Below are 25632 nucleotides of genomic sequence, written 5' to 3'. Positions count from 1 at the left end.
GGCATCATAGCCACATGAGGCTGGTGTGGCTAACCCTAAGCGCTGCGCAGGCCCAGCGCGCTCAGCGTCCGGATCGTCGCGCCTGTAAGGTCTGCAACAGGCTCAATGCCGCAGGCCATGCGGATAAACCCGCCCGGCACCTTGTCGCCCCAGCGCGCCCGGCATTCGGCGGCAGAATGCACCCCGCCAAAGCTCGTCGCCGGCGTCAGCAGCGGATGGGTTTCAATGAAGCGTTCGGCCAACTCCCGGCTCGGCAGGCAGAAGCTGACAATCGGTCCGTATCCGCTCATCTGCTTGCGCGCCACGCCATGGGCCGGGTCCGTCGCCAGCCCCGGATAGCGCAGGCCCGTCACGCCCTCCATCCCGGAAAGCGCATTCGCCACAGCCAGTGCATTGGCATTTGCCCGCGCCACGCGCAGCTCCAGCGTCGCAAGGCCCCGGTGCAGAAGGTAGGCATCAAATGGGCTGCAGATCGCCCCGCCCAGGCGCCGCCACGTCTTCACCGGCTGCATCAGCGCCGGATCGCGGCTGGCCACATGCCCGGCCAGAATGTCCGAATGCCCGGCCATTGCCTTGGTATCGGCCATGATCGTGAAGTCCGCGCCCAGGTTCAGCGGCCGCTGGCACAGCGGCGTCGCCGTGGTGTTGTCCACCGCCAGCAGCGCCCCGGCATCCTTCGCATTGCGCGCCAGCTTGGCGAGGTCACACACCTCCAGCCCCGGATTGGACGGCGTCTCCGCCAGCACCAGTTTCACCCCGGTCAGGTTCGCCTCGGCCATCTCTGCGGTGGGGCAGGTCGCAATGTCGATCCCCAGCGGCGCAAAATACGCCTCCAGCAAGGCACGCGCGTTGTAATAGCCATCCGCATGCACCAGCACCCGGTCACCCGGCTTCAGATGTGCGTAGAACAGCGCCGCAATCGCCGCCATGCCGGAGGGAAAGAGCACCGCCTCGGCCCCTTCCAGCAGGCCGATCTCGGCCTCCACTTCCTCCACCGTCGGGTTGCCATAGCGGCCATACACATGGCTCGCCTGCGGATCGCCCGGCAGGTGGAAGGTGGTGGAGGCCACGATGGGCAGGGCGACAGGATCGCCCTTCTGCAGGCTTTCGCCCCGCCGGTGCAGCAAGCGCGAAATGGGGGAGAGGTTGTCAGCCAAGTAAGTCAGCTCCAGGTCCGATAAGCCGCGCCAGCCCGGCGCGGGTGTCCGCGTCCAGCCGGTGCCACTCCTCGCGCAGGCTCGCAAGACACTTCACCTGATATTTGAACACGCCCTGCTCATACCGGCCCCCTTCAATCGTCAACGAGAAGGTTTCGGCGCCCGCCTCAATGGCTTTGGCATTCGCCAGCAGGAAGGGCAGGTAAGTATCACCCGCCTGCGCCAGCAGTTGGGTGATCGCTGGGCTCGCCAGCGCCGCCTCCGCGCTGCCCCACTCGCCGCCAATCCCGCTCGCATCATCGGCATGGTCCAGCCAGCGATAAAGGTAGGGCGCCGCCTCCCGCATCCACGCCATCGGCGTCGGGTCATAGCTCATCACTTTCAGCTGCCCGTAGAAGGCCAGATCCGCCAGCGAAATCTGGTCGCCAAACAGGAACCGCCCCGGCCCCAGCGCCATCTCCTGCAGCGCCGCGCAGCTGCGCTTCCAGCTCGCCTCGATGATCGGCGCCGTCTCCGGCGTGCAGCCCACCAGCGCCATGCGCGAAATCTGCCTTGCACGGATCACTGCCGCACTCTTCTCCACGCCAGCCCGGCCGGCATTGGGCATCGAGTCATACATCAGCCAGTTGGCGCACCATTCCTGATCGGCTGCGTAGAACCAGCGATAATGGAACATTGCCTTCATGAACCATTCGTCGGCCATGTCCTCCAGCAGCAGGCACACAAAGCGCAGCGCCGGGTCGTCCGGCACAAGGCTGCGCCCTTCGCGCTCAATGGAAAGAAGAAAAGGCGTGGAATCATTCGTCCAGCTGCCGTCCGGCTTCCGGATCACGGGGATCACCTGCGCCTTCACATTCGGCATGATCACCCCGCGCTCCTCACCCGTCATCCCCGTCCAGCTATGCGGCAACCCCTTCGCCCGCATCGCCGCCCGCACCTTGAGAGAGTAGGGAGACCCCAACGCTCCGTAGACTTCATATCCGCTCATGTTTTCCTCCCAGGCAGTCCTCGCCGGAACGCCTTACGATCTTGCTCCGGCAAGATATTGTCACTCAATGTGCCGGAATATTCATCACACTCGGGGGAGTCTGTCACGGGGGCTGCAGAGGCGCAAACCCTCTGCCCGCGCGGAAGGGGTCTCAGCCCAGCGCCGCCTTCACCGCGCGCACCGCCTCATCGGTATGCGCGTCCAGAAAGCCATGGCCCCAGCCGGGCTGGTCCACCACCGCGCCATTCTGCAGATACCCCGGCGCGCGCAGCGTCTGCGTCCGCAGATCATCATCGGGATTGAACACGGTAATCGGCTGCTCCAGGCTCGCCAGCACCTGCGGAAACCGCCGCGCATACGCAAACGCCGCCCGGTGGCCCCATTCATACTTTTCCCCGGCGCGCAGGTTCTCGGCAAAGGATTCCGCCATCATCTCCAGCGTCATGCCCGGCCCGCGATGGGCCACCACGCTTTTCCACATCCGGGAAAAGCGCGTGCCGTCTTCATCCAGGTCCACATGGCTGTACGTCGCGTGCATCTCGTCCAGTTCTGCCGCCGTGAAGATCGGCGCTCCGATCAGCACGATCGCCCCCACCGCCTCTGGCCGCTGCCGCGCGGCCTCCACCGCCACCTCCGACCCGGTGTGATAGCCCATCAGGTCAATTTCCTGCAGGCCCAGCTCGTCCACCACATCCCAAAGGCTGCGGGCATAATCCTCAATGCTCACATGCGGCTCGGCGGGCGGGGCATCAGATTCGCCAAAGCCGGGATAGTCAGGCGCCATCACCATCCGGTCGGCCGCCATCGCTTGCATGAAGCGGGCATAAATCCGGCCGGATTTGGGGCTCATATGCAGGCAGGCCAGCGGCCGCGCCGTCTGCGTCTCCGGCGCCGCCACGCGCACATGTATCTGCCCGAACGCCCCCTCCACAAACTGGCGGATAACCCTGGGGCGAGTGGCGGGTTGGGTCATGGCGCAGTCTCCGTCTGTGATTTCAAAAGATATATCATTTGAAATCGAGGACCGGCAAGCCGCGCTTGGGGCAGGTCGGCTAAACCTTCTTCCCGCCCACCCATGTCGGCCGCGTCACGATCAGTTCCTGACAGAGCAGCCCCGCCTCGCGGTGGCGCGCCATGTCCTTGTAGTCCTTGTGGTTCAGCGTCGCGATAAACGCCTGGCGGTTGGGGAAATGGTTCACCAGCACCGCATCCCAATCCCCATTGCCGATGAAAAACCGCTCCGTATCCCCCAGCAGCAGCGTCGTCCCGCCCACTTCGGCGGCCGCCACCGTAAAGGCTTCCGAATAGCGCATATAAGCGTTCCGCCCGCTGATCGCCTCGCCATATTCGGGATCTTCGGGCCGATACTCGGCCTTCACCTTGAACTTCAGAATGTTCACCTGCGCCACCGGCCCGTCATATGGGTCATCGCGAAAGGCGCGGAACTGATCGGCAGTGGGCTGAAAGGCGGGCATGGGCGTTACTCCTTCGGGCGCAGCTCAGGGTGTTTCAGAAAATGCCGCTCGGCATAAAACAGGCCTGCCGCGTGCAGGGCGTGCTGAACCTCCAGATGCCCATAATCGAGAAACTCCGAATACGGCATTTCCAGAACTTCAATGTCTTCATTGGGATCAAGGTCCTGCTGTGCATCCGGTGTGCAGCCCAAGGCCAGATAATAGTGCAGCTTGTTGTTCTGCGTCGCCGGGTTGGGGTGGCAGGTGCCCACCCAGACCATCTCGCGCGGAACATAGCCTGTCTCTTCACGCAACTCCCGCGCGCCGACTGCGGCCCAGTCTGTCTCCCCCGCGTCTGAGACTCCACCCGGCAACCCCGTGAGGATCACCCGGGACGCATGGCGATACTCGCGCACCAGCACGATATTGCCAGCGTCCGTTACCGGAATCACCGTCACCCATTCTGTCAGTTCAATGACGTTATAAGCCTCAACGATATGCCCATCCTCCCGCTCGCACTGGTCGGCGCGCAGCCCCATGAAACGATCTTTCATGATCTGGCGGGAGGACAGCACCTTCCAGGGTTTGATGGTCATTGCTGCGGCTGCCCGAGATGGCGCTTCAGGAAATCCAGGCGTGTGCGCATCAGGTGAAGCTGCAGCGCCTCGCCCTGAATGCCATGCCGCTGGCCGGGATAGGTCATCAGCTCGAACATCTGCCCGCGCTGCTGCAACTCCGCCATCAGGCGCGTGGTGTTGTCGAAGGTCACATTATCGTCCGCCATGCCGTGGATCAGCAGCAGCGGCCCCGTGAGACCATCCACATGCGCAAACACGCTGGAGGCGTGATAGCCCTCGGGGTTGAGCTGCGGCGTGCTCATATAACGCTCCGTATAAAACGTATCATAGAGCGTCCAGTCGGTCACCGGCGCCCCGGCAATCGCGGCGGCAAACGTGCCCTCCGGCGCCTGGCCATAGGTCATCAGCGTCATGTAGCCGCCATAGCTCCAGCCCTGAATGGCAATGCGGTCCCCGTCCACAAAGGGCTGCGCCTTCAGCCACGCGACGCCCGCCAGCTGGTCGCGCACTTCCGGCCCGCCAGTCTTCAGATGGATCACATCTTCAAACCGTTTACCCCGGTTCCAGGTGCCGCGATTGTCCAGCCGGAACACGATATAGCCTTCATGTGTCAGGAATTGATCGCTCAGCGGCCGCCAGTCATTGGAAACCCTCTGCACATGCGGCCCGCCATACACTTCCACAATCACCGGATATTTCTTGGCCGGATCAAACCCCGGCGGCTTCTGGAGCGAATAGTAAAGCGTCTGCCCGTCTTCCGCCGTCAGCGTGCCAAACTCAGGAACGGTGTGGGCCTCCAGATAAGGCGTATACGGATGGGACCCGTTCAGCGTATTCTCATTGATCCATGCCACGCGCGTGCCGTCTGCCTTGTAAAGCGCCGTCTGCGGCGGCTGCGCCGGTGAAGAGAATGTGCCGATATAGCTCTTGGCGCCCGCGCCCATATTGACGCTCCAGCTGCCGCCTTCCGGCGTAATCCGGCGCACCTCCGGGCAAACCTTCGACACACGCGCTGACTCGGGGGTCCTGTTGAGGCAGTTGGTCTCCGGCACCCGCTCAGCGCCCAATGTCGCAATCTCGGCATCGCTCCGGCCCAGTGGCACGGCATAGAGATGCCGCTCCAGCGGTGTGTCTAGATAGCCTGTGAAATATACCGTCTCCGTCTCCGCATCAAAGCCGGCAATCTTGTCTACCACCCAGTCGCCAAAAGTGATCTGCCGCTTCTCGCCCGAAGACGGATCGCGCCAATAGATGTGCCGGAACCCGTCCAGCTCATGTGTCACCAGCAGCCCGCCCTCCGGCAGGGCCAGGAAATCATCGGACAGATTCACCCACCGCTCCTGTTCCTCCGTAAACGGAGACCATATCCGCCAGGGCAGGCCATCAGTGCGGTTGAACCGGATTTCCGTCTGCGCGCGGTTCACCGTCTGGAACCAGAGGCTGCCATGGGCCCAGTTCACGCGGGCCAGATAGTCATCGGGCCCCATAGACGCGATCCGCCGGGTTGAGCCGTCATTGTGGTCAAACACATGCAGCGCCACCTTCGCATTCGGCCGTCCGGCTCGCGGATAGCGCTGCTCGATCACGGTCACCTTATCGGCAGCAATGTCGAAGCGAGGGATGACGTCCACGCCGCTCTCGTCCACTTCGGTAAACGCCACATAGCGTTCGTCCGCGCTCCACCAGTAGCCCGTATACCGGCTCATCTCCTCCTGCGCGACAAACTCGGCCACGCCATAGCTGATGGCCTTGCCTGGTTGCGCCTCCGGAGAGATGCGCGTCTCGGTTCCGCTTGCCAGGTCGATGGCATAGAGGGCCCCATCGCGGATGAAGCTCACATGCGTGCCGCGTGGCGAAACCTTGGCGTCATATTCAAACGCGTCCGTCTGCGTCAGGCGGCGTGTTTCCGGCCCGCTGGCCTTCAGCGTCACCAGATGAATATCTCCGCCCGCTGGCACGATGATCGTGTCCGCCGTGCCCCAGGCATAATCGGCGATCCCGCGCACACTGGCGATGCGCTTGCGCTCGCGCAGGGCCTTTTCCTCTTCGGAGAGTTCGGCGTCTGCCGGGTCCACGGCGGTGGAATCCACCAGCAGGCTCTGTGCCCCGGTTGCCACATCAAACTGCCACAGATCATACCGCGCGCTTTCCTCGGCCCGTGGCTTCAGGAAGGTGACGCGCTTGCCATCGGGTGAAAAGCGCACGGCGCGCGGCGTGCTGCCGGAAAGGGAAGGGGAGGCATAAAGGCGTTCCGGCGTCAGCCGGGGGGCGTCGGTCATTCGAGGGGTATCCTGCTGCGGGGTGCGGGCATGCGCGGCCTGTCCGGCAGCGCAGCCGGCAAGCGTGAGGGCGGCCATCGCCGCGGTGAAAAGAGAACGGATCGTCATGGCGGGGAGACTAGCGGCGATTCCGCCGCTGTCATCCTCTCTGCGCTGGCAGGATCAGCTCGCCCCGGCGAACAGCAGGGTGACGGCCCACAGCGAAGAGACGGCGCTCACCACAAGGTCGCCCCCCATCATGACCACAGCCCCCAGCGCGCTGCGCCCCGCTCGCCCTGCGCCCCGGTGGACGGGCCCCAGTCCCCGATAGAGCGTGAGGAAATACAGCCCGAGCATCAGGCCGAAACCGATCACCATTGTCTGGTCCAGGGCTTCGGCGCTCAGCCCGGCATACACCAGCGTCATCAATACGCCGGCCAGAAGCACCGGCAACAACCCCGCAAAATACAGCCGTATCCGCACCGCCAGGGGCGTGCCCTTGCCCCAGATGTTCAGCATCAGGGCAAACACCGCATGCACCCCGAAATAGCTGAAAGGATAAGTTACCAGCAGCGCGGCGAGATAATCCCTGGCGGCTTCTTCCGGGGTGCGGCCAGGAAACTCGGTTCCCATCGCCTCCATGGTCGCCTGGGTATAGGCAAACAGGCCAGACGTATCGTTGACCCACAGGAATTTGAGGAACACGACCGCCGCAATCAGCGTGAACACCAGCCGGATCGACGGGGTATACCGGCCCAGCCAGTCCACATCCCGCGCCGCTTCAAACAGCCTGGCAGGCGAAAACAGCGCCGCCGCCACTGTCTTGAGCGCCCGCACATTCAGCCCGAACAGATCATCCAGCAGCGCGTCCCAGCCTGACGCCCGCGTCATGTCATCATCGCCATAGCTGGCAGGCTTCTGGTCAGCGGGGGAAGGGGGCTTATCGCTCATGATCGGGCCTGCGCGGGGGAAAATCCCCTCTACTGAAGGCTGATGCCGCGCCGCCCGGGCCAGCACAAGGGGAAAACCTGGCCCGGTCACACGGCATCTGTCAGCGAACGCTGCGTATCGCTTGATATTCTTCGCGCAGCAGGCCACATCGCGCCCAGACAACCGTTTCCAGCTTCGCAAAGGAACCATAGCCCATGGCCGGTCCCCAGATCGTTTACCACATGCAAGGCCTCACCAAGGCCTATCCCGGCGGCAAGAAGGTGTTTGAAAACATCCACCTGAACTTCCTGCCGGATGCCAAGATCGGTGTGGTCGGCGTCAACGGCTCGGGTAAATCGACCCTGCTGCGCATCATGGCCGGGGTGGACAAGGACTATTCCGGCGAGGCCTGGGCCGCTGAAGGCATTAAGGTCGGCTACCTCCCGCAGGAACCGAAGCTTGATCCGGCGCTCACCGCTTTCGAAAACGTCGCTGCCGCCTGCCCGGAAAAGCAGATGCTCGACAAGTTCAACGACATCTCCGCCAAGCTCGGCGAGGACTATTCCGACGAGCTGATGGAGGAGATGACCAAGCTCCAGGAGCAGATCGACGCGGCTGACGCGTGGGACATCGACTCCAAGATCGAAATGGCGATGAACGCCCTGCGCTGCCCGGACAATGACGCCGACGTGTCAAAGCTCTCGGGCGGGGAAGTCCGCCGCGTTGCCATCTGCCAGCTGCTTCTGTCGAAGCCCGACATGATCCTGATGGACGAACCGACCAACCACCTCGATGCGGAAACCGTCGCCTGGCTGCAGAACTACCTCATCAACTTCCCCGGCTGCGTCATCCTCGTCACCCACGACCGTTACTTCCTCGACGACATCACCAGCTGGATTCTCGAACTCGACCGTGGCCGCGGCGTGCCTTTCCAGGGGAACTACTCCTCCTGGGTCGAACAGAAAGCCAAGCGGATGGAGCAGGAAGCGCGCGACGATGTCGGCCGCAAGCGCACCCTCGCCAAGGAACTCGAATGGGTCCGCTCCGGCCAGAAGGCCCGCCAGGCCAAGTCCAAGGCCCGTATCACGGCCTATGAGAAGATGGCGTCGGAGGCAGAGCGCGAGAAGGTGATGACCGCGCAGATCCGCATTCCCCCCGGCCCGCGCCTTGGCGGCGTCGTGCTGGAGGCTGAAGGCCTCAGCAAGGCATTCGGCGACAATGTGCTGATCGAGAACCTCAACTTCAAACTACCCCCCGGCGGTATCGTCGGCGTCATCGGTCCGAACGGCGCGGGTAAGTCCACCCTGTTCAAGATGATCCTCGGCCAGGAAAAGCCCGACGCGGGCGCCATGCGCGTCGGCGAAACGGTCAAGATCGGCTATGTCGACCAGAGCCGCGACAAGCTCGATCCCAACAAGAACGTCTGGGAAGAAATCTCCGGCGGCACCGACGTGATCGACCTTGGCGGCGTTTCGGTCATGTCGCGCGCCTATGTCGGCGCCTTCAACTTCAAGGGCACCGACCAGCAGAAGAAGGTCGGCATCCTCTCGGGCGGTGAGCGTAACCGCGTCCACCTCGCCAAGATGCTACGCGGCAGCCACAACCTGCTCCTCCTCGACGAACCGACCAACGACCTCGACGTGGAAACCCTGCAGGCGCTCGAAGAGGGCCTCGACAACTTCCCCGGTTGCGCCGTCATCATCTCGCACGATCGCTGGTTCCTGGATCGTATGGCCACCCACATCCTCGCCTTCGAGGGCGACAGCCATGTCGAATGGTTCGAGGGCGATTTCTCCTCCTACCTCGAAGACAAGAAACGCCGCCTCGGCGAAGACGCCGTCAACCCCAAGCGCCTGAAGTTCAAGAAATTCTCGCGCTAACGCCGTCAAAAATTGTCATCCCGGGCAAAGGCTGGACAGCAGCCGATTGACCCGGGACCAGCCCCCGCTACTCTCCCGTTCCTGATCAGGGACCGGGGGAGGGCACCCATGAACCACACCATCACGGCCGCGCTCGGCGCGCTGCTTCTCGCCGCCTGCGCCACGCCTGCGCCAGCGCCCGTCGCCGACGCCCCCGTCGCCCCCAGTTACGAAGCCACCGGCCTCCTCGCCAAAACCCTTCCCGAGCTCTCCGCCGCCCTCGCCAGCGGCGAGACCACCTCCACCGCGCTGACCACCGCTTACCTCGCCCGCATCGAGGCCATCGACCGCGATGGCCCGCGCCTGCAATCCATCCTCGCCACCAATCCCGATGCCCTCGCCCAGGCCGAAGCGTCCGACGCCCGCCGCGCTGCCGGGCAGGCCCTCGGCCCCCTCGATGGCGTCCCCGTCCTCCTCAAGGACAATATCGAAACCCTCGATCCCATGCCCACCACGGCCGGCTCCCTCGCTCTCCTCGGCAATGTAACCGGCCGCGACAGCCCCCTCGTCGCAGGCCTGCGCGCCGAAGGCGCCGTCATTCTCGGCAAGACCAATCTCAGCCAATGGGCCAACTTCCGCTCCAACAATTCCATCAGCGGCTGGTCCTCCGTGGGCGGACAGGTCCGCAATCCCCACATGCTCGACCGCTCCCCCTGCGGCTCCAGCTCAGGCACAGGCGCCGCCATCGCTGCCTCCCTCGCGGCTGGCGGCGTCGGCACCGAAACCAACGGCTCGATCATCTGCCCGGCCAATGTCAACGGCCTCGTTGGCTTCAAGCCCACGGTCGGCATCCTTCCGCAGGAGGGCATCGTGCCCATCTCGCCCAGCCAGGACACCGCCGGCCCGATGACCAAATCCGTCACAGGCGCTGCCCTCCTGATGACCGCCATGGACCCAGGCGACACCGACTACACCGCCGCCCTCGCGCCCGATGCGCTGCAGGGCAAACGCCTCGGCGTCCTGCGCGCCTCGGTCGGCGACAATCCGGACATCATCACCCGCTTTGAGGCCGCGCTCGCCATGATGCGCCAACTCGGCGCCGAGATTGTCGAGATCGAGGAAAGCAGCGTGCCGGGCGAGTTCTGGGCCGCCTCGCTGCTTGTTCTGGAATATGAATTCAAGGACAGCCTCAACGCCTATCTCGCCGCTACTCCGCAGGGCGTGGAAACGCGCTCGCTCAGCGACGTCCTCGCCTTCAACCTCGCCAATGCAGATACAGAACTTGCCCTCTTCAATCAGGATCTGTTCGAGGCGTCAGAGGCCCTGGGTCCGCTGACGGAAGAAGCCTATCTGGAAGCCCGCGCGCTGATCCAGTCTTCCGCGCGCGAGCAGGGAATCGACCGCCTGCTGAAGGAACATGGCGTGGACGCGCTCATCTCGCCCTCCGGCCCGCTCGCGCCCCGTGTCGATCCGGTAAATGGCGACGTCTGGCCCGCCTGGGCCGGGGCAGGCTTCCTCGCCGCCGTCGCGGGCTACCCCCATCTCACCGTGCCCATGGGCGAAGTGCATGGCATCCCCCTCGGCGTTTCCTTCATGGGCGCCAAGGATACCGACGCGGCCATCCTCGCCTATGGCTATGCCTACGAACAGGTCACCCAGCTCCGCCCGGACCCGAAATATCTGGAAACCGCCGAAGACCGCCCCGAAATCGCCGCCGCGATGTTGAAGTAGCCCTAAACCGGTCGCCCCCGCGCCTTTATCTGCCCCACATACTCCCGCAGCATAGATACCCTCCGTGGGCGGAAGCTCTCGCCCGTCCGCTCGGCGGCTGCAATCCGGTCAATCCGGAAACTCCGCCAGTCCTGCCGCAGCTGGCACCAGGCCAGCAGCACCAGCACCTTCTCCGCATAGAGGATCGTCAGGGGAAGGACGACCCGCTCGGTCTCCGCGCCCGCCTCGTCGCAATAGGAAAGCCGCAGCGTTTCCTCTTCCCAGCACGCCGTGCGGATCAGCGCCAGGTCGCGTGAGGTCACCTCCCGCCGGTCATACCGGAACACGTAATGCACGGCATGGGCCGCTTCCCGCTGCTGGCGCTCGGGCAGGGTGGCGATCACCTTGGCAAGGGCGAGCTGAGCGGCCTGGGCAATTTCGCTGTCGCCGGAATTCTGCGCCTCGGCGAGGCCGATCAGTAACGCCTCTATCTCGATCCGCGTAAAGCTCTGCGGGGGCAGGGCGGGGTCTTCCTCCAGCACATAGCCATAGCCCGCCTCCCCATCGATGCGCGCGCCCGCTGCGCGCAGGGCGGCAATGTCCCGATAGATCGCCCGCTCGGAAACCTCGGTCTCCTGCGCCAGCCGCGCCGCGGTCACGGGCTGGGGCAGGGTGCGCATCAGGTGCAGCAGGTGGAAGAGGCGGTCGGTGCGGGCCATGAGAGTTCTCTACAGAAACCCTCCTGACGGAAACTGTCAGGAGGGCTGCACCATAGTGTCCTCATGCCGCCCCCGGCAACCACCCCAGAAAGGACGCCCCATGCTCACCCTCTACCACGCCCCCCATTCCCGCTCGACCCGCATCCTCGACCTCATCTACGCCATGGGCATCGCAGACCGGGTGACCGTCCGCATCGTGTCGGTTCCCCGCCAGGATGGCACCGGCCGGCGCGACCCGCTCAACCCTCACCCCGAAGGCAAAGTGCCGCTGCTCGTCCATGATGACGTGATGATCTGGGAAAGCGCTGCCATCATGCTTTATCTGGCAGACCTGTTCCCCGCCGCCGAATACACCGTGCCCGAAGGCGATGCCGGGCGCGGCCGCTTCCTCGCCTGGATGTTCTGGTATGCCGGCGTGATGGAGCCTGTCATCGTCCACGGCGTCGCCGGCCTCGACCACCCCGTCCTCCACACCACCTATCGCGGCATGGCCGAAGTGACAGACCGCCTCCGCAAGGCGCTGGAAGCGGGCCCCTGGCTGATGGGCGACCGCCTCACGGCGGCAGACCTGCTCATCTCCTCGCCCTTCATGTGGTTCAAGGATTCCACGCCGGACGATCCCCTGATCCGCGACTGGGTAGACCGCATCGCCAGCCTCCCTTGGCAAGCCACTGTCATCGAACTTGAAAACTGGCACATGGCCGCCGCCTGACCGGAATTGTCCGGAATTGTCCAAGTTTCGGTCCTGGAAGTCTTTGGAGCGCCGTTGGAGTTTTTTTGGAGGTTTCCGGGAAAAACTCCAACGCCGCAGCCCTCACCTCCCGCGCCCGCAGGGCGTGGGAGGTGAGGGCCTTCCGCCCTATCCAACAAAAATCCGCCCAAACCTGCAGCAAACACGCGGAAAAAACTTTATTTCCCCACCCCCTCCGCAGGCGGACGTATACTGCAAGGCATGTCGCCTGAGATCGCCCGCCTGTATGCCCACGTATTGCCAGTCTTCTGGCCATACCTCTGGCTGCAGCTGCGCTGGATCTTCAAACGTCAGGATGGTGAACTCCGTACCCTGCTGATCTCGGTCAGCAAATGGGGCCACGTTTACATCGTCCAGGCCGGCGATCATGGGCGTGCCTACAGGAAACCCGCCGCCGTAAAGCCGAGCTGGGACGATCCCGTCTGGGAAAGCCACATCGCGCCGAACTTGGCTGACGTTTTCCAAAAGGAAGTCAGCACGCTCGGCCTCCCCCGCGTGCGGGGCTTCGAGGGATCAGAAATCGCACTGCGATTTCCCCCAGAAGGCCCTGCAGGGGCGGAGGGGGGAGCCCCATACCCCGACACCTCCTAGCCACATCCCCGGGTCATCCCGGAACTCGCGAAGCAATTATCCGGGACCCTCTCTCCGCACTTTCCCCAAAACCGGCCGCGCTCCCGCGCGTTCCGGCCAAACCTGCTGGCCCTCCCGAAATCTGGCCCGCTTCGCTGTAATTATGGCACAAAAACCCTTGCCTTCGGGCCCCTGATCCGCACAGTTCGCCCTGGGAAACTGGGAGAGTTCGAATGAGCGAGAACAATACGGCGGCTGCGCAGAAAGGTTTTCTCGGATTTGTCGAGAGAACGGGCAACAAACTGCCTGACCCGGTTTTCCTCTTTTTCTACCTGATTGGCGGCCTTGTTCTCCTTTCGATAGTGTGCGCCGCCCTTGGCGTGTCTGCGCCCCACCCGACCCAGATCAACCCCGATGGCTCCGAAGTCGTCGTGCGTGCCGACAGCCTCCTGTCGGCCGCGAACATCCAGCGGCTCTGGGTGGATATGCCCAAAACCTTCACCCACTTTCACCCCCTGGGCTATGTGCTGATCGTGATGCTCGGCGCCGGTGTGGCCGAGCGCTCCGGCCTCTTCGCCAGCGGCATGCGGGCCGCCGTCCGCGGCGCGCCGACCTTCCTGCTGACGCCGGTGGTCGCCCTCATCGCCATGCTGTCGAACCATGCGTCGGATGCGGGCTATGTCGTGCTCATCCCGCTCGCCGGCATTCTCTATGCGGCCGCCGGGCGTCATCCGATTGCCGGTATTGCGGCCGCTTTTGCGGGCGTCTCGGGCGGTTTTTCCGCCAATATCACTCCCGGCCAGCTCGACGCGCTTCTCTTCGGTATCACCCAGCAAGCTGTGGATAACTCCGGCCTCGTCGACAGCCTTCACGTCAACATTGCCGGCAACTGGTTCTTCATCTCCGTGCTGATGGTGATCTATCTGCCGCTGATCTGGTTCGTCACCGACAAGATCGTCGAGCCGCGCCTCGGCAAATGGGTGCCCACTGCCCAGCAGGCGCAGGATTTCGGGGATGAGGACAAGCCGCTGGAGCCCGGCCAGAAGAAAGGCATTCTCTATGCGGGCCTTGCCAGCCTTGGGGTCATTCTTCTTTGGGTCTTCATGACCTTCGGCCCCGGAACGCCGCTCGTCAATGAAGAGGCCTGCCCCCCCGGCACCATCGAAGCGGGCGACTGCTCCGTCCACGCCACGCTCGCGCCGCTTTACCAGTCGCTGGTCGCGGCCTTCTTCCTACTCTTTCTGTTCGCTGGCTGGGCCTATGGCGCCGCAGCCGGAACGGTGAAGAACCACCGCGATCTCGTCGCCATGATGGCTGAAGCGATGAAGGACATGGGCTACTATCTGGTCCTCGCCTTTGCTGCGGCCCATTTCGTCGCCATGTTCGGCTGGTCAAACCTCGGTTTCATCACCGCGGTTCACGGCGCCAACGCCATCGAATCGAGCGGGCTGCCGCTACCGGTCGTGCTCGGACTGATGGTGATTTTCACAGGTTTCCTGAATCTCTTCGTCGGCTCGGCCTCGGCCAAATGGGCGCTGATGGCGCCGGTTCTGGTGCCGATGCTGATGCTGCTGGGCGTTTCCCCGGAAGGCGCCACGGCTGCTTACCGTGTCGGTGACGGCGCCACCAACATCATCACGCCGCTGATGGTCTATTTCCCGCTGATCCTGATCTTCGCCCAGCGCTGGCAGAAGGACTTCGGCCTCGGCAGTCTGACCGCGCTGATGCTGCCTTACTCGGTCTGGCTGCTTCTTACGGGCGTGATTCTCACGGTCAGCTGGTTCTATCTGGGCATAGATCTTGGCCCTGGCGCGCCGATCAGCTTCGCCATGCCGCCAGCCCCGGCACCGTGATCAAGGCGGGCCGAGCCTAAACAAGAACGCCCTGACCATCGGTCAGGGCGTTTTGACATTTGGGAAGGGCTGAAACGATCAGCTGCGCTTGCGCGTCTTGATGTCGGCGGTCATCGAATTGATCTTGTTGATCAGCACATCCGCCGAACCATTGTTCTGGTCGAGCAGGGCGATGAACTGAGCGCGCTGTTCGATGGCGAGCCAGATCAGGTTGCCGTCAAGGTTGAGGGCAACGTCGACAACCTGATAGTTGCCTTCCTTACCCTGAACACGCCAGCGTACATCCATGTCCCGGCCATCCTGACGTTTGATCACCGTGTTGACGATCGAATCGGTCGGGGAACGGTCGACCGAGTTGCGCACGGTCACGGCCTCGCCGCGATACGCGTCGAGCTCGTTCTCATAGACGGCCATGGCGTAGTTCCGGAACGCCGTGCGATAGCGGGTGAGGTCAGCCTCGCTGAAGCGGCGGCTGTATTTGCCGATCACGAAGTTCGAGATCGCGTCGAAATCGGCGAACTGATCCATATACTCGCTAAACTTCTCCGTCCGTTCCTTGGCGGAAAGAGCGGGGTTGTTGAGCGTGGACAGAACTTCGTTGGCATTCTTCTTGACGTAGGCCTCCGTCTTGGCATCTGCGAAGGCGGGGAGCGCGCTTACCGACAAGGTTGCGGCCATGAGAGCCGGAAAGATGAAACGCTTCACTGTGTTACTCCTCTTCAGGGGCAGCCCCGACATTCTCATCTTCGAACAGCTCATCGTCATAATCGTCAAAAGCGTCGAAATCAGGGAGGTCGTCATAGGCGGTGTCTTCGTTCACCCTCCCATTAAGGATCTCTGCCTGACGCGAAGATGAATAAATCCGTCTAAGGGCAATATAGGGTTCGGGTTGGGCATTCAGCGTGTTGATCTGGTCTTCCAGATTCACGCGGGCATTCAGTGCGCCGACAACGCCGAGGCCGGCGCGGATGGCGAGGTCTGTGTCATTGTCATTGTCCAGTTGTACCCAGGTCAGCGGATCGATGGCGCGATCCACGCCAAAGCCGGTCAGGTCGCGCGGCGTCGTTGGGCCGAGCACCGGCAACACCAGGTATGGGCCGCTTTCCACGCCCCACACGGCCAGCGTCTGGCCGAAATCCTCATTGTGGCGGTCCAGCCCCATATGGGTGGCGGCGTCCCAGAGGCCCAGGAGGCCGATGGTAGTGTTGATTCCAAAGCGGGCAAAGGTGGTTCCGGCGCGATCCGGCTCGCCCTGAAGCACATCATTGGCGAAGATGACCGGGCCGCGCAGGTTGCGCAGGAAATCTGTAACGCGGTCGCGGGCGAATTCTGGTGTCACCGTCTTGTAAGCGGTTGCGGCCGGTTCCAGCGCGTATTTGTCGAGCCCGTTGTTGAAGGCGAACATCTTGCGATTGAAGCCCTCATACGGGTCAGCGATGTCACTGGGCCCAGCAGCGGGTGTCGAAGCGCAGGCAGTAATCGCGACCGCAAGCAGGGCGGCACCTGGGAAGGCGGGTTTCATGCAGTCAATAATCCTGAAGAGACGACGTACGGCGGAGGATGGCAGGCAAATGTGGCTTCTGGGAGGAGTAAGTCATCGACTGTTGACCTGCCTATGCTGCGAAGTTCGAAATAAGTCAACGGGTGATGACAAGAATGGTGGATGAGGTGGAAGAGAGATGGCATGTGGTTCTCGCGCTTCAACCGGACGCCCTGAAAAATGGTCGGGAACGTGTCTTTCATGCCATATTTATTACGAATGCTAACGAACCGGTTTAGATCAGGTTCCGAACATGGATTGCAAATCATATAAAAGTTCGTTTATATGATTTGCATGAGCGATGCATTCGACGGACTTCTTGAGCGGCTTCGGGCCGCAGGCGAGCCTACGCGGCTGCGCCTGCTTGCCTTGCTGCGATATCAGGATCTGTCGGTAGGGGAACTGGTGCAGGTGCTCGAACAGAGCCAGCCCCGCCTGTCCCACCATCTCAAGGCTTTGTCTGAAGCTGGCCTTGCGGAGCGTTTACCCGAAGGAGCGTTCGTCTTCTACCGCGCCGCCCGCAGTGGCCCCGGCAAGGAATTGCTCGACGCCCTGTTTAATGCGCTCGGCGCCGACGTGCCGGAGATTGAGGCCGACCTTGAGCGCCTGCGTACAGTGATGGCGGGGCGCGCAGCCTCGGCCGAGGCCTATTTCTCCAGCATCGCAGAGACCTGGGATACCGTGCGCGGCCTGCATTATCCCAATGAAGCCATCGAAACGGCGCTCCTGGATCTGGCCGGCGCCGGGCCTTTCCACCGAATGATCGATTTTGGAACCGGCACGGGCCGTATGCTGGCGCTGTTTGCGCCGCTGACGGCGGAGGCCGAAGGCATCGATTTCAGCCACCGTATGCTGACGGTTGCGCGGGCCAATCTGGAAAGCGCCAATGCGCGCAATGCCCGTGTCCGCTTCGGCAATGTCACGGCTGTACCGTTTGCTGACGCCAGCGCTGATCTGGTGATCATCCATCAGGTGTTGCACTTCCTCGACACACCGGCCGATGCAATTGCCGAGGCGGGCAGGGTGCTTGTGCCCGGCGGTCGGTTGCTGGTCATCGATTTTGCCCCCCATGATCTTGAATTTCTGCGTACCGAACATGGGCATCACCGCCTGGGCGTACGTCATGATGCGCTGGCCAGCTGGGCCAGCGAAGCCGGCCTCAGCCTTGAGGCTCCGCAAAGCTTTGCGCCGCCGGAAAACGGCGCGCCGGGCCTTACCGTCAATATCTGGCGGGCCCTCAAGCCCGCCTCAGCCCGGGAGAAAGCCGCGTGACCCCTCCGGCCATCCAATTGCCAACTGCCGAAAACGCCGTGCGCGTATCGTTCGAGTTCTTCCCGCCGAAGACAGAGGCGATGAATGCGCGCCTCTGGGAAACCATCCAGCGGCTGGAGCCCATGGCGCCGGCATTCGTCTCGGTGACCTATGGCGCCGGCGGTTCTACACGCGAACGCACGCATGACACGGTGCGCCGCATCGTAGCGGAGACGACGTTGCGTCCGGCCGCGCACCTCACCTGCGTTTCGGCAACGAAAGAGGAAGTGCTCGCCGTGGCCGAGGAATACTGGCAGGCGGGCGTGAGGCATATTGTGGCGCTGCGCGGCGACCCGCCAGCGGGCATGGGCGCGAAATTTGAAGCGCATCCGGGCGGCTTTGTGGATTCGGTTGATCTCATCCGTGGACTGAGAGAGCATCGCCCCGAGCTGGGCAAGTGTTTCGAGATTTCAGTGTCCTGCTATCCGGAACTTCATCCCGAGAGCCAGGGCTGGGACGCGGAAATTGGCTTCCTCAAAGCGAAGCAGGATGCGGGCGCGGACCGCGCGATCACCCAGTTCTTTTTCGAGCCGGAAGTCTATCTCGCTTTCCTTGAAAAAGCGCGGGCAGGCGGGGTCACCATGCCGATCGTGCCCGGCATCATGCTGCAGCCGAATTTCAATGGTCTGAAGCGGATTGCCGGTCTCTGCGGCGCGTCGATCCCGAGCTGGCTTCACACGTTGTATGATGGGTTGGACGAGGATGAAGAAACCCGCGATCTCGTCACGGCCAATGTGGCGGCCGATCTCTGCCGCAAGCTGCAGGCGCAGGGCGTTCAGGATTTTCACTTCTACACGCTGAACCGCGCGGGCCTCGCCCTGTCGACCTGCCGTCTGCTCGGCCTTAACCCCCAATCTGCAAAGGCAGCCTGAGCCATGAACAGCCAAGACCGTTTCAAGGCGCTCGAGAAACTCGCCAATGAGCGCATCCTTGTGCTCGATGGCGCGATGGGCACGCAGATCCAGAACTTCAAGCTGACGGAAGAAGACTTCCGCGGCAGCCGGTTTGCGGACTGGGCCATCCCGCTCAAGGGCAACAACGACCTCCTGAACCTCACGCGCCCCGATGTCATCGGCGAAATCCATCGCCGGTATATTGATGCGGGGGCGGACTTTGTGGAGACCAACACCTTCTCGGCAACGACCATCGCGATGGCGGACTACAAGATGGAGGCGCTCGCGCCGGAGATCGCCCGCGAAGGCGCGCGGATTGCCCGCGACGTGGCCGACAAGGCCGAGGCGGAACTTGGCCGTCCCGTGGGCGTGATGGGCGCCATCGGGCCGACGAACAAGACCCTGTCGCTCAGCCCGAATGTCAACGATCCCGGCTATCGGGACGTGACGTTTGATGATGTCCGCGCAGCTTATTACGAGCAGGCGGAGGCGATGGCGCCGTTCATCGATGTGTTCCTGATCGAGACGGTGTTTGATACGCTCAATGCCAAGGCAGCGATCAAGGCGCTGCTGGATCTGCGTCAGGACAAGGGCATTGACCTGCCCATCATCATTTCCGGCACGATCACCGATGCGTCCGGGCGAACCCTCAGTGGGCAGACGGCTGAAGCTTTCTGGAACTCCGTTCGCCACGCCAGGCCCTGGGCCATTGGCCTTAATTGCGCGCTGGGGGCGGACCTGATGCGCCAGCATATCGCATCCATCTCCCGGGTGGCCGATACGCGCGTCATTGCTTATCCCAATGCCGGCCTGCCGAACGCATTTGGGGAATATGACGAGACGCCGGACCAGACGGCAGCGCACCTGAAGGAATGGGCAAACAGCGGGCTGGTGAACGTGCTGGGCGGATGCTGTGGCACCTCGCCGGGGCATATCGCAGCGATTGCGAAGGCGGTGAAATCTGCTTCGCCTCGTCCGGTGCCGGAATTGCCGCGTGCCATGCGCCTGTCCGGGCTGGAGCCTTTTACGGTGGCGTCGTGAGGAACAAAGTTCAGGCCGGAGACCTTTTCATCTTCTACGGCCTCCTGAAACAGGGCGCTGCCGGCGCGCCCAATGAATTGGGCTTGGATGTGGCCGGGGAGTTTCTCGGGCCCTGCCGGTTCCGCGGTTCGATGCTCGATCTGGGCGGTTTTCCGGGCGTGGTGGCGGGCGATACGCTCTGCCACGGCGTGCGTTGGCGCGTGAAGGATGCGGGCATCATTCCGGCAATGGATGAATTCGAGGATGTGACGGATGATCCGGCTACATCGCTTTACCTGCGCCGGCAGGTGCCTGTGCTTGACGATACAGGCGCAGAAACAGGCGAGCAGGCCTGGATATATATCTACAATCAGAAGACGGACGGTTTTACCACGCTCAGCGATGGCAACTGGCCGCTGGATCGCGGAAGGTCGCGGAAATGACACAGGCAAGAGCTACTTTCATCAACGTTGGGGAGCGCACCAACGTGACCGGATCGGCTGTGTTCCGGAAGATGATCACGGAAGGGCGGTACGCTGATGCTGTCGAGGTCGCCCGCCAGCAGGTGGAGAGCGGCGCGCAGGTGATCGATGTCAACATGGATGAAGGCATGCTGGACGGCGTGCAGGCCATGACGACCTATCTGAACCTGATTGCCGCGGAGCCCGATATTGCCCGCGTGCCCGTGATGATCGACTCGTCGAAATGGGAAGTGATCGAGGCGGGCCTGAAATGCGTTCAGGGGAAGCCAATCGTCAACTCCATCTCCATGAAGGAAGGCGAGGAGAAGTTCCGCGAGCAGGCGCAGGCGTGCCTCTCCTATGGCGCAGCCGTTGTGGTGATGGCGTTTGACGAGCAGGGGCAGGCCGACACCGCAGCGCGCAAGATCGAGATCTGCCAGCGTGCCTTCCGTATCCTGACTGAAGAGGTGGGTTTCCCGCCGGAAGACATCATCTTCGATCCCAACATCTTTGCAGTGGCGACCGGGATTGAGGAGCACAACACCTACGCGCTCGATTTCATCGAGGCCGCGCGGGTGATCCGCGAGACATGCCCGGGCTGTCATATTTCCGGTGGCCTTTCCAACGTCTCCTTCTCCTTCCGGGGGAACGAGCCGGTGCGCCGGGCGATGCATTCGGTGTTTCTCTATTATGCTATTCCCGCGGGCATGGACATGGGCATCGTCAATGCCGGCCAGCTGGATATTTACGACGATATCGAACCGGAACTGCGCGAAGCCGTGGAGGACGTGATCCTCAACCGGCGCGCCGACGCAACCGACCGTCTGGTGGAACTTGCCGAGCGCTTCAAGGGCCAGAAGGGCAAGGTTCAGGTCAAGGATCTTGCCTGGCGTGAGCTGCCCGTTGCCAAGCGCCTGGAACATGCGCTGGTGCATGGCATTACCGAGTTCATTGATGTGGACACGGAAGAAGCCCGCCTCAGCGTGGAGCGTCCGCTGCATGTGATCGAAGGTCCGCTGATGTCCGGCATGAATGTGGTCGGCGATCTCTTTGGATCGGGCAAGATGTTCCTGCCGCAGGTGGTCAAATCGGCTCGCGTGATGAAGCAGGCGGTGGCCTGGCTTGAGCCCTTCATGGAGGCGGAAAAGCGCGAGCTTGGCCTTGAGCGGAAGTCCAACGGCAAGGTCGTCCTCGCCACGGTTAAGGGCGATGTGCACGACATCGGCAAGAACATTGTCGGCGTGGTGCTGGCCTGTAACGGCTATGAGATTGTCGATCTGGGCGTGATGGTGCCCGCCGAGAAGATTCTCGACACGGCCGTGCAGGAAAAGGCCGACATCATCGGGCTCTCTGGTCTGATCACGCCGAGCCTTGACGAGATGGTATATGTTGCCGCCGAGATGCAGCGCCGGGGCATGGCCCAGCCGCTGCTGATCGGTGGGGCAACCACCAGCGCGGCGCATACGGCGGTGAAGATCGAACCGGCGATCCGGTCTGCGCCGGTGGTGCATGTCATTGATGCCAGCCGCGCGGTGGGGGTGGTCAGCACGCTGCTGAGCGATGACGATCGTCCGGTTTTCCTCAGCGAAGTGCGCGCGCGGTATGAGCGTATGCGCGAAACCCGCAAAGATGGCCCACCCAAGCCGCGCCTGCCGATTGCAGAAGCGCGCGCTGCAAAGCTGCAGTTTGACTGGGCAAGCTACACGCCGCCGAAACCCTCCTATGAGGGTGTACGGACATTCGAGGACATAGATCTGGGCACGCTGGCGCGGTATATCGACTGGACGCCGTATTTTTCCGCCTGGGATCTGGCCGGACGTTATCCGGCGATCCTGGAAGACAAGATCGTCGGCGAGGCGGCCTCCAGCCTGTGGCGCGATACGCAGGCCATGATGCAGCGGCTGGTCGGCGAGGGGTGGCTGAAGCCGAAGGCCGTTGTCGGCTTCTGGAAGGCCAATTCTTCAGGCGATGACGTGAAGCTTGCCTGTGGCGAAACCTTCCTGACGCTCCGCCAGCAGATGATGAAGGATAATGGCCAGCCAAACTTTGCGCTGGCAGATTATGTCGCGCCGCAGGGGGATGACTGGATCGGCGGTTTCTGCGTGACGGCAGGGCCGGAGGCCGACGAAATTGCGAAAACGTTTGCCGCGAAGGGGGATGATTATTCTTCCATCATGGTGAAGGCCCTGGCCGACCGGTTTGCCGAAGCCATGGCCGAATACATGCACGAAAAGGTCCGCAAGGAGCTTTGGGGCTATGCGCCGGAGGAGGCATTGTCGAGCGAGGAGTTGATCGCCGAGAAGTATCAAGGCATCCGCCCGGCGCCCGGCTATCCCTGCCAGCCCGACCATACCGAGAAGGGCACCCTGTTCGCCCTGCTCGAAGCAGACAAGCGCATCGGCGTGGAGCTGACCTCCAGCTATGCGATGATGCCCGCTTCGAGCGTATCGGGACTTTATCTCTCCCATCCCAAGAGCGTGTATTTCGCTGTCGGCCGGATCGACCGGGATCAGGTGGCCGACTATGCCGCCCGCAAGGGATGGGAAGTGCGGATGGCCGAGCGCTGGCTCGCGCCGATCCTGTCTTATGATCCATTTGTGGCGGTGGGGGCGGTGGCCTGACCGTGGAGATAGGGCACGGGGTCTACGAACTGGAAGCCCGGCGTCGATTCGACGAAATGCTGGAGCCAGTAATTGTGGCCTGAACCATAGATCACGAGGATGCGGTCGCCGGGCTGGCTGCTCGCCGCGATGTTGGCAAAGATCAGGGCGTTGCGGGCATACCAGCCATAGTTCAGCGCCGCGCCGGGCTGTTCCTCGGCATCGGCGAATTTCAGGAGGCCATAGTAGAAGTCCGAATGCATCCGCTGGGTGCGTTCGGCATCGTTTTCTTTGGCGAGCAATTCGTACATCGGAGTTGCCTCGCGATCATCTGCAATTGCCAGGACCTCTGCCTGAACCCGCGCGATCATGCCGTTTACCATGTCCATCTGCCCGGTCTTTTCGGCGAAATTCCGTATGCGGTCAAATGGGAAGAATTCGACTTCCCCGTCCTGGGCGTCAACAGCATACACCCGGTCGATGCCTTGCTCATGCGCGACGCGGTATCCGATCTGAACGATTTCGTTCCGGTCAGAGGTGAGGTCGGTCTCGGTAAAGCGTGCGAAGCCGGAATCGATCAGGCTGCCGCCGCGCGGAACTTTCTCGACGGCGATGGCTGTGGGCTGAAAGGCGCCGAGCCGTTCGGCAACGAGCTGCAGTTCGGCCTGGCGCCGTTCGGCCAGAACATCGTCAGCATCCACATTGACCAGATCGAGGCCGGGATTGTCGAAGTGATAGGTGCCAAGCACCATAACCTGCACAGTGTCACCGGCAGGGGGCGGTGCGGCGGTTGCTTCGGGACTGGCGAGCGCGGGCGTTGCGCAGGCGGTCAACGCAAAGGCAGCGGCGGCGGCAGCGGCGAGGGACAATTTGATCATGCTTGAAAACTCCTTTCCGTGAGGATGCCATCATTTCCTCCAATGGATGCACGCTCGCTGGAAAAAATGGTGCATTGATCTGCGATTGCTCGCGCTGGCAGCATGGCCCCGAGTCGCCTACAGAGATCATTCCGCAAGGGCAGAAGCCGGAGAGACACCAGAATGACCCCCCAGAAATTGCAGGGCGAGAACGCCAAGATCATCGCCACGCTGGGGCCGGGCAGCCGCTCGCCAAAGGAGGTCCGCGCGCTGGCGCAGGCGGGCGTTGATGTTTTCCGGCTGAACTTCAGCCATGGCGAGCACGCGGCCCATCAGGAAGCGCTGAACGCCGTGCGCGCCGCAGAGGCCGCCGTCGGCTGGCCGCTGGCCACGCTGGCCGACCTGCAGGGGCCGAAAGTGCGCGTCGGCAAGTTTGAAGGCGGTTTTCTCAAGCTGGGTTTCCGGAAGGAATACCGCCTCGTCGTCGGCGAAACGGCCCCGGATGAGGAAACCATCCCCGTGCCTCATGCTGAAATTGTCGCCATCCTGGAGGAGGGCGACACGATCCTGGCCGATGACGGCAAGCTGATCTTCACGGTGGTCCAGGGCGGCGATCAACCTCGCGTGCGCGCCGAGGTGCCCGGCAAGCTGGGCGACAAGAAGGGGTTCACCGTTCGTGGCAAGGCACTGCCCGTGCGCGCGCTGACCGACAAGGACCGGGCTGACCTCTTGTTCGCGCTGGAAATCGGCGTGGATATTGTTGCGCTGTCCTTCGTCCAGACGGTTGAGGACATTCAGGAGGTCAAGGAGATCATCGCGGGCCGCGCGCCGCTGGTGGCAAAGCTGGAGAAGCCCGCTGCCATCACCAACCTCGACGCCATCGTGGAGGCGGCGGATGCCGTCATGGTCGCGCGCGGCGATCTGGGGGTGGAGTTTGCGCCAGAGGAAGTGCCGGTGATCCAGCGGCGGATCGTGCGGGCTGCCCGCTCCAGGGGGCGCCCGGTGATCGTGGCGACCCAGATGCTCGAATCGATGATCGAGAATTCTGCCCCCACCCGCGCGGAAGCCTCCGATGTGGCGACCGCTATCTATCAGGGCGCAGACGCCGTGATGCTGTCGGCAGAGACGGCCGTTGGCCGGCATCCTGCCACGGCGGTGGCGATCATGTCCCGCATCATCCGCGCGACGGAAGAGGCAGAGGATTACCGCCGCTCGCTGGACGAGTTCTGCGGCGAGGTTCAGGCGCCCAATGCGATCGATGTGGTGGCCCAGACGGCGCTGGCCATGGGGGCGGCGGAAGGGGCTGCCGCGCTGGCCCTGCGCACCGGGGCGTTCGAGCGGCTCGCGCGGTTTGCGCGGGTGCGGGGCAGCGTGCCGATTCTCTACGGCTCTCTGGACGATCAGCGCCTGCGGCAGGCCTGCCTGCTGTGGGGCGTTCACCCGCAGCGGCTGAATGCGGGCACCGAGAACTGGTACAGGGATCTGATGAAGGCGGTGGGCTTGGAAGGCCGTGTGGCCTATGCGCGCTGGGCGGGCGACGATCAGCGCTTTGCCTGGGAGATTGGTATCGGCCGCGGCGCGGACGGCAAACCGATTACTGGCGTATGATCAGCTGGCCCTTGCGGAACTCGTAGGAGTTCAGCTCGCTGAGGAAGGTCATGCCCAGCAGGGATTGTTCGAGTTCGCTGCGCAGGATTACGGCGTTGACACGCTCCACTTCCACGCGGCCGATGCGAATGCTGTCGAGCGTGACAGGCGCGCCATAGGTGACGCCGCCGGCGGTGCGGATTTCCGAATCATAGTTGAGCGTTTCTGGCTGCAGGCCGAGACGCTGTGCATCGCGGAAAGTCAGGGCAACAATGCTGGCCCCTGTATCCACCATGAATTTCACTTCGGTGCCCTGAACATCGGCGCGGGTCCAGTAATGGCCGTCAGCCTCCCGCTCAATGAAGGCGGCGCGGGTGTGGATTGAAGAGGTAGGCTCGGTGGCGGTGGCCACAACCGTCTTTGCTTCGCGCTGGCGCTCCAGCGCGGCCTGATACTCAGCTTCGCGCAGCTTGGGCGCAAGATACAGGCTGATCACCATTGCGATCGCAACCGCAGTGGCTATCAGGGACAAGATC

The 25632-nt window shown here is 62.9% G+C and carries 23 protein-coding genes; 11 read left to right on the top strand and 12 right to left on the bottom strand.

Going from position 1 to position 25632, the window contains the following annotated elements:
- Positions 1-35: 35 nt before the first annotated feature.
- The 7 genes from BBF93_RS11430 to BBF93_RS11400 form a co-directional block, all read right to left on the bottom strand.
- Positions 36-1157, bottom strand: a complete 1122-nt coding sequence (locus BBF93_RS11430) for a cystathionine gamma-lyase (RefSeq protein WP_051612821.1) — start codon at positions 1155-1157, stop codon at positions 36-38.
- Positions 1150-2145: a glutathione S-transferase family protein gene (locus BBF93_RS11425; RefSeq protein ID WP_114105979.1), complete on the bottom strand. Its 996-nt coding sequence runs from the start codon at positions 2143-2145 to the stop codon at positions 1150-1152. The genes BBF93_RS11430 and BBF93_RS11425 overlap by 8 nt, the downstream gene beginning before the upstream one ends.
- Before the next feature lie 151 nt (positions 2146-2296).
- Positions 2297-3118, bottom strand: a complete 822-nt coding sequence (locus BBF93_RS11420) for an alpha/beta fold hydrolase (protein WP_114105978.1) — start codon at positions 3116-3118, stop codon at positions 2297-2299.
- A 79-nt stretch (positions 3119-3197) separates the two neighbouring features.
- Positions 3198-3620 (bottom strand): DUF1330 domain-containing protein, encoded by a 423-nt coding sequence (locus BBF93_RS11415; protein ID WP_114105977.1) that lies wholly within the window; start codon positions 3618-3620, stop codon positions 3198-3200.
- Between the two features lie 5 nt (positions 3621-3625).
- Complete coding sequence (locus BBF93_RS11410; protein ID WP_114105976.1) at positions 3626-4195, bottom strand: NUDIX hydrolase; 570 nt, start codon at positions 4193-4195, stop codon at positions 3626-3628.
- Positions 4192-6456, bottom strand: a complete 2265-nt coding sequence (locus BBF93_RS11405) for a S9 family peptidase (RefSeq protein ID WP_233349100.1) — start codon at positions 6454-6456, stop codon at positions 4192-4194. The genes BBF93_RS11410 and BBF93_RS11405 overlap by 4 nt, the downstream gene beginning before the upstream one ends.
- Before the next feature lie 162 nt (positions 6457-6618).
- Positions 6619-7386, bottom strand: a complete 768-nt coding sequence (locus BBF93_RS11400) for a hypothetical protein (RefSeq protein ID WP_114105975.1) — start codon at positions 7384-7386, stop codon at positions 6619-6621.
- A gap of 194 nt (positions 7387-7580) precedes the next feature.
- Between BBF93_RS11400 and ettA the strand changes: the two genes are divergently transcribed.
- Both ettA and BBF93_RS11390 read left to right on the top strand, forming a co-directional pair.
- Entirely contained in the window at positions 7581-9245 is a 1665-nt protein-coding gene (ettA, locus tag BBF93_RS11395) for an energy-dependent translational throttle protein EttA (protein ID WP_114105974.1), read from the top strand.
- A 108-nt stretch (positions 9246-9353) separates the two neighbouring features.
- The gene (locus BBF93_RS11390) at positions 9354-10955 is read left to right on the top strand and encodes an amidase (protein WP_114105973.1); all 1602 of its coding nucleotides are present in this window, start codon (positions 9354-9356) and stop codon (positions 10953-10955) included.
- Between the two features lie 2 nt (positions 10956-10957).
- On the opposite strand, the gene BBF93_RS11385 is transcribed toward BBF93_RS11390, so the two are convergent.
- Entirely contained in the window at positions 10958-11653 is a 696-nt protein-coding gene (locus BBF93_RS11385) for a YafY family protein (protein WP_114105972.1), read from the bottom strand.
- 100 nt (positions 11654-11753) lie between these two features.
- On the opposite strand from BBF93_RS11385, the gene BBF93_RS11380 reads away from it, so the two are divergent.
- From BBF93_RS11380 to BBF93_RS11370, 3 genes are all read left to right on the top strand, one after another.
- Positions 11754-12365, top strand: coding sequence for a glutathione S-transferase family protein (locus tag BBF93_RS11380; RefSeq protein ID WP_114105971.1), 612 nt, complete (start codon positions 11754-11756; stop codon positions 12363-12365).
- A 240-nt stretch (positions 12366-12605) separates the two neighbouring features.
- A complete protein-coding gene (locus tag BBF93_RS11375) occupies positions 12606-12995 on the top strand; it encodes a hypothetical protein (RefSeq protein WP_114105970.1) in 390 nt (129 codons plus the stop codon).
- A 212-nt stretch (positions 12996-13207) separates the two neighbouring features.
- Positions 13208-14827 (top strand): AbgT family transporter, encoded by a 1620-nt coding sequence (locus BBF93_RS11370; protein ID WP_114105969.1) that lies wholly within the window; start codon positions 13208-13210, stop codon positions 14825-14827.
- 78 nt (positions 14828-14905) lie between these two features.
- Here the strand turns inward: BBF93_RS11370 and BBF93_RS11365 are convergent, their stop codons facing one another.
- Together BBF93_RS11365 and BBF93_RS11360 are read right to left on the bottom strand one after the other, a co-directional pair.
- Positions 14906-15532 carry a phospholipid-binding protein MlaC gene (locus tag BBF93_RS11365; protein WP_035602214.1) on the bottom strand — a complete coding sequence of 209 codons (627 nt, stop codon included), beginning with the start codon at positions 15530-15532 and terminating at the stop codon, positions 14906-14908.
- A 4-nt stretch (positions 15533-15536) separates the two neighbouring features.
- Entirely contained in the window at positions 15537-16349 is an 813-nt protein-coding gene (locus BBF93_RS11360; protein ID WP_051612807.1) for a VacJ family lipoprotein, read from the bottom strand.
- 312 nt (positions 16350-16661) lie between these two features.
- Here BBF93_RS11360 and BBF93_RS11355 point away from each other — a divergent pair, with 312 nt between their 5' ends.
- Genes BBF93_RS11355 through metH form a run of 5 tightly spaced genes read left to right on the top strand, consistent with a single transcriptional unit; the run spans position 16662 to position 22673 of the window.
- On the top strand, positions 16662-17639 hold the full coding sequence (locus BBF93_RS11355; protein WP_035602217.1) for a metalloregulator ArsR/SmtB family transcription factor: 978 nt from the start codon (positions 16662-16664) through the stop codon (positions 17637-17639).
- Positions 17636-18550 (top strand): methylenetetrahydrofolate reductase [NAD(P)H], encoded by a 915-nt coding sequence (metF, locus tag BBF93_RS11350; protein ID WP_114105968.1) that lies wholly within the window; start codon positions 17636-17638, stop codon positions 18548-18550. The genes BBF93_RS11355 and metF overlap by 4 nt, the downstream gene beginning before the upstream one ends.
- Before the next feature lie 3 nt (positions 18551-18553).
- The gene (locus BBF93_RS11345; protein ID WP_114105967.1) at positions 18554-19612 is read left to right on the top strand and encodes a homocysteine S-methyltransferase family protein; all 1059 of its coding nucleotides are present in this window, start codon (positions 18554-18556) and stop codon (positions 19610-19612) included.
- Entirely contained in the window at positions 19609-20034 is a 426-nt protein-coding gene (locus tag BBF93_RS11340) for a gamma-glutamylcyclotransferase (RefSeq protein ID WP_162786525.1), read from the top strand. Before BBF93_RS11345 ends, BBF93_RS11340 begins: the two co-directional genes overlap by 4 nt.
- Complete coding sequence (gene metH / locus BBF93_RS11335) at positions 20031-22673, top strand: methionine synthase (protein ID WP_114105965.1); 2643 nt, start codon at positions 20031-20033, stop codon at positions 22671-22673. Before BBF93_RS11340 ends, metH begins: the two co-directional genes overlap by 4 nt.
- On the opposite strand, the gene BBF93_RS11330 is transcribed toward metH, so the two are convergent.
- Entirely contained in the window at positions 22637-23530 is an 894-nt protein-coding gene (locus tag BBF93_RS11330; RefSeq protein WP_114105964.1) for a DUF5694 domain-containing protein, read from the bottom strand. The genes metH and BBF93_RS11330 overlap by 37 nt on opposite strands.
- A gap of 162 nt (positions 23531-23692) precedes the next feature.
- Between BBF93_RS11330 and pyk the strand changes: the two genes are divergently transcribed.
- Positions 23693-25117, top strand: a complete 1425-nt coding sequence (gene pyk, locus BBF93_RS11325) for a pyruvate kinase (RefSeq protein WP_035602229.1) — start codon at positions 23693-23695, stop codon at positions 25115-25117.
- Here pyk and BBF93_RS11320 read toward each other — a convergent pair.
- Positions 25104-25595, bottom strand: coding sequence for a TIGR02281 family clan AA aspartic protease (locus BBF93_RS11320; RefSeq protein ID WP_162786524.1), 492 nt, complete (start codon positions 25593-25595; stop codon positions 25104-25106). The genes pyk and BBF93_RS11320 overlap by 14 nt on opposite strands.
- Between the last annotated feature and the right edge of the window lie 37 nt (positions 25596-25632).

This window comes from Hyphomonas sp. CACIAM 19H1, assembly GCF_003325995.1.
Taxonomy (GTDB): Bacteria; Pseudomonadota; Alphaproteobacteria; order Caulobacterales; family Hyphomonadaceae; genus Hyphomonas; species Hyphomonas polymorpha.
This window is presented reverse-complemented; position numbering and strand designations above follow the sequence as displayed.